Raw genomic sequence first — 4228 nt, forward strand, 5'->3', positions numbered from 1 at the left:
GGGATCGGGCCCTTTCGTAATGTGGCGTAAAAATCGGTGCAGTCCCTGTAACCCACGTGGCGCGTCCTTTTTCTATGCTTCTATCGCGACAAACCCCGATACGAGCGGAAAGGACGACGCCTTGAAACACGCAAATCAAACTTCGTCAGCCCCATCATTTCATCTGCGTGGCTGCCGGGTGTCAGCACCTATCCCGCAACCGTGGGGCGGTGGCTGCAGAATCGTCGAATGGATCGATGCGGAAGGGCAGATCTCCCGCCGCGTGGTGGCGGAAAACGTGACTGAGGACGAGGTCGTGGCAACGATCCGCTGCCACGTCAAGGGCCGCAAGCACGTGCTGCACGACGACGAAGGCATACCACGGCAAACCTTGCCACGGCGCTAGCCTGGACTCACTCAAGTCAGCCGATCTGCTCGAGTTCTTCGTGTGCCTCGAGCCATTGCGCTTCCAGCGCTTCGAGTTTGATGTTCACGTCGGCCTGACGGCGAATCGACTCGGTCAGCTTGGATTTCATTGACGGCTCGTAGCTCGCGGCATCGGCTACGAACGCATCCAGTTGCGCCTTCTCGGCGTTCAGCTTGTCCATCTCCTTCTCGATCTTCGAAATCCGCGACTGCAGCGGTTTCTTCAAGTGCGAGAGTTTCTGGCGCTCTTGCGCTTCCAGCCTGCGCTGTTCCTTGCGGTTCTGCCCCGAATCGAGCGTGTCGTCCGCGCTGTCACTGCCGGCTTCCTTGGCGGCCGCGCGCTGCTCGGCCGCGTGCTGGAGCAGCCAGTCACGATAATCGTCGAGGTCGCCGTCAAAGGGCTGAAGGCGGTGTTTTGCCACCAGCATGAACGTGTCCGTGGTCGCGCGCAGCAAGTGGCGATCGTGCGAAACCAGGATCAGCGTCCCCTCGAATTGCGCCAGCGCCATGGTCAGGGCGTGCCGTGTTTCGAGGTCGAGATGGTTCGTTGGTTCATCGAGGAGAAGCAGATTCGGCTTTTGCCAGATGATCAACGCGAGTGCCAGACGCGCTTTTTCCCCGCCGGAGAACGGGGCGATCTTCGCGGTCGCCATCTCGCCCGAGAAATTGAATCCACCCAGGAAGTCGCGCAGTTCCTGTTCGCGGGTATCGGGCGCGAGACGGGCGACGTGCTGCAAGGCGGAGTCATCCGGACGCAGGGTTTCGAGCTGATGCTGCGCAAAATACCCGATCCGCAAGCCCTTGCCTTCGCGCACGGTCCCGCTGAGCGCTTCCAACGTCCCGGCGAGCGTCTTGATCAGCGTGGATTTGCCCTGGCCGTTAGCGCCCAGCAGACCGATGCGCTGGCCGTTCTGAATGGAGAGCGTGACACCTTCCACGATCGGCACGTCGCCCGCTTCCGTGTGGTACCCGCAGCGTACGCCTTCCATCACCATCATTGGATTGGGCGCGGAGTCAGGTGTGCGGAACTCGAAGGTGAACGGCGAAGAAGCATGCGCGGGCGCGATGATTTCCATGCGCTCGAGTGCTTTCACGCGGCTTTGCGCCTGCTTCGCCTTGGTCGCCTGCGCCTTGAACCGGTTGATGAAGCTCTGCAGATGCTCCACCGTCTTCTGCTGCTTCTCGAATGCGCTTTGCTGCAACGCCATTTGCTGCGCGCGGAGGATCTCGAACTGACTGTAGTTGCCGCCGTAGCGCTTGATCTGCCGGTTTTCCAGATGCAGCGTGACGTTGCACACCGAATCGAGGAATTCGCGATCGTGCGAAATCACGATCAGCGTCCCCGGGTATCGATGCAGCCAGTCTTCCAGCCAGATGATCGCGTCGAGATCCAAGTGGTTCGTGGGTTCGTCGAGCAGCAGCAGGTCCGAGCGGCACATCAGCGCCTGCGCAAGGTTCAGGCGCATGCGCCAGCCGCCTGAGAAGCTCGTGACCGGATCCTTCGTCTGCGCGAGCGTGAAGCCCAGGCCAATCAGCAGTGTCTCGGCGCGGGCGGGCGCGGTGTAACCGTCGGCATCGGCGAACGCGGCGTGCGCTTCGCCTTCCGCGGCGCCGTCGTGAGCGGCTGAAGCCGCCGCGATCCGCGCTTCGATGCTGCGAAGTTGCGTGTCTCCGTCGAGCGTGTAATCGAGCGCGGTGCGGTCCACCGCCGGCGTTTCCTGCGCGACGTGCGCGATTTGCCATGACGGTGGCATGGAAAAATCACCGCCGTCTGCGTGCAGGTCGCCGCGCAGCACGGAAAACAGCGTGGATTTGCCTGCGCCGTTTGCACCGACAAGCCCCGCCTTTTCGCCAGGATTGAGCGTGAACGTGGTCTGTTCGAAGAGCGGTTTCGTGCCGCGGGCAAGGCTGAACTGATTGAAGCGAATCACGGCGTGAGACCCAGGCGAGTACGGGAAAACGCTATTTTAGACTGCCGCTGGCGCTCGCCGCGTGCTCATTCATGTCCGGTGCCTCGCTGGCCGTTCGGCCGAATGTTCTTTGCCTGGCGTTTCGCTTAGACTGGATTTTTTCAAGCGGAGACTCGAATGAACCCTATCTACTCGTTTTCGGCGGAAACCCTGGGCGGCGAGACAGCCAGCCTGGAGCAATACCAGGGCAAGGTGCTGTTGATCGTGAATACCGCGAGCGAGTGCGGATTTACGCCGCAGTACAAGGGTTTGCAGGAAATATACGACCGCTACAAGGACCGCGGTTTCGCGGTGCTGGGTTTCCCGTGCAATCAGTTCGGGAAGCAGGAACCGGGCGACGCCGCGCAGATCGGCAGCTTCTGTGAGAAGAATTACGGCGTCACGTTTCCCATGTTCGCCAAGGTCGAGGTGAACGGCGCGAACGCGCATCCGCTGTTCCGTTATCTGACTGAAGAAGCGCCGGGAGTGCTCGGAACCGAAGGCATCAAGTGGAACTTCACGAAGTTTCTCGTCGATAAGGAAGGCAACGTGACGAACCGGTTCGGATCGGTGACAAAGCCTGATGCGCTGTCCGGAGATATCGAAAAGCTGCTTTGAGCATGGGTACGGTCGAACGCTCCCATTCGACCGCATCGCCTTATTCTCCACGGTGACGCCCGTCCGGGCGGCGCTGCCAGCGAACCAGCAGATTGACTGGAACCCGCGCTTGCGTCGGGATTCCCTCTTCACGTCCGAACCATGGCGCGGAACGTCTTCGGTGCTGCCAATTGTAGAAATATGTCGTACATAACTATTTCTTGATGCTGAATTATGTATGATTTATTTCTCCTACCTTGAGCGAGTCTTCGATGAAACCCGAATCGGCGGCCGCGCCGACCATGACGAAGCTGCACGAGGCGATCGTCATCCATCTCGCGGATGCAATCCTTTCCGGCGTCCTTCCGGTCGGATGGAGCTTGCCAAACGAGAATGAACTTGCCGCCGCGCATGGTGTGAGCCGTACGGCAGCCCGGGAGGCGATGCAAAAACTGGCATCGCTCGGATTGATCGAAAGCCGGCGGCGCAAAGGCGCGACAGTTCTTCCTCGCGATAACTGGAAGCTGCTGGATGAATCCGTGCTCGACCTGGCAGTGTTGCGCGTCACCGACGCCGCGTTCTTCCAGTCTTTGGTGGAAGCGCGGCTGTTGATCGAGCCACGCGCGGCAGAGCTGGCGGCGCAACGGGCCTCGCCGGCCGATATCGCCTGTATCGAAGAGGCGTTGACCGCGATGGCGAGCGAAGCGGATGGTGCGCGCGGAGCGCTGTGGGCCGCAGGAGACGTCGCGTTTCATGCGGGCGTCATTGCGGCGGCCGGCAACTGGGTCTTCACGCAATTGGTCGGCACAGTCCGCGCTGCGCTGGGTGCAGGGATTCGCCTTACTGGAGAACACGCGCTGTCGGCGCAGGCGTCACTGGAACAGCATCGTGCTGTGTTCGAGGCAATTCGCCGGCGCGATCCTGCCGAAGCACACGCGGCCATGACGCGATTGCTGCTCACAACGCGGCGTGACTTCGACGCGCTGGAGCAAGACGGCGTGCTTTCGGGTCGGTGACCTTAAACCTCAACAAGACACATCATGCGCAAACTTCGATCGCAACAATGGTTTGGCACGCACGGGAAAGACGGTTTCATTCACCGTTCGTGGATGAAGAACCAGGGCATCCCGCACGACAATTTCGACGGACGGCCTGTCATCGGCATATGCAACACGTGGTCCGAGTTGACGCCCTGCAACGCGCATTTTCGAGAACTTGCCGAATACGTGAAGCGTGGCGTGCGCGAAGCCGGGGGATTGCCGCTCGAATTTCCCGTG

General features: G+C 60.7%; 5 protein-coding genes. 4 read left to right on the forward strand and 1 reads right to left on the reverse strand.

The annotated features are described in order from the left end of the window. The first annotated feature begins 19 nt into the window (after positions 1–19). Positions 20–385 (forward strand): DUF2866 domain-containing protein, encoded by a 366-nt coding sequence (locus ACFFAR_RS26235; protein WP_375508746.1) that lies wholly within the window; start codon positions 20–22, stop codon positions 383–385. Positions 386–401: 16 nt separating this feature from the next. Here ACFFAR_RS26235 and ACFFAR_RS26240 read toward each other — a convergent pair whose 3' ends face one another. Then, on the reverse strand, positions 402–2336 hold the full coding sequence (locus ACFFAR_RS26240; RefSeq protein ID WP_174364728.1) for an ATP-binding cassette domain-containing protein: 1935 nt from the start codon (positions 2334–2336) through the stop codon (positions 402–404). Between the two features lie 156 nt (positions 2337–2492). On the opposite strand from ACFFAR_RS26240, the gene ACFFAR_RS26245 reads away from it, so the two are divergent. From ACFFAR_RS26245 to ACFFAR_RS26255, 3 genes are all read left to right on the forward strand, one after another. After that, positions 2493–2972: a glutathione peroxidase gene (locus ACFFAR_RS26245; RefSeq protein WP_075360398.1), complete on the forward strand. Its 480-nt coding sequence runs from the start codon at positions 2493–2495 to the stop codon at positions 2970–2972. A gap of 251 nt (positions 2973–3223) precedes the next feature. Further along, positions 3224–3967, forward strand: a complete 744-nt coding sequence (locus tag ACFFAR_RS26250; RefSeq protein WP_174364727.1) for an FCD domain-containing protein — start codon at positions 3224–3226, stop codon at positions 3965–3967. Positions 3968–3991: 24 nt separating this feature from the next. Beyond that, positions 3992–4228 (forward strand): dihydroxy-acid dehydratase (locus tag ACFFAR_RS26255; RefSeq protein WP_174364726.1); only part of this gene is annotated, 237 nt, incomplete at its 3' end.

The sequence above is a fragment of the uncultured Caballeronia sp. genome (genome assembly GCF_964243625.1).
Lineage (GTDB): Bacteria > Pseudomonadota > Gammaproteobacteria > Burkholderiales > Burkholderiaceae > Caballeronia.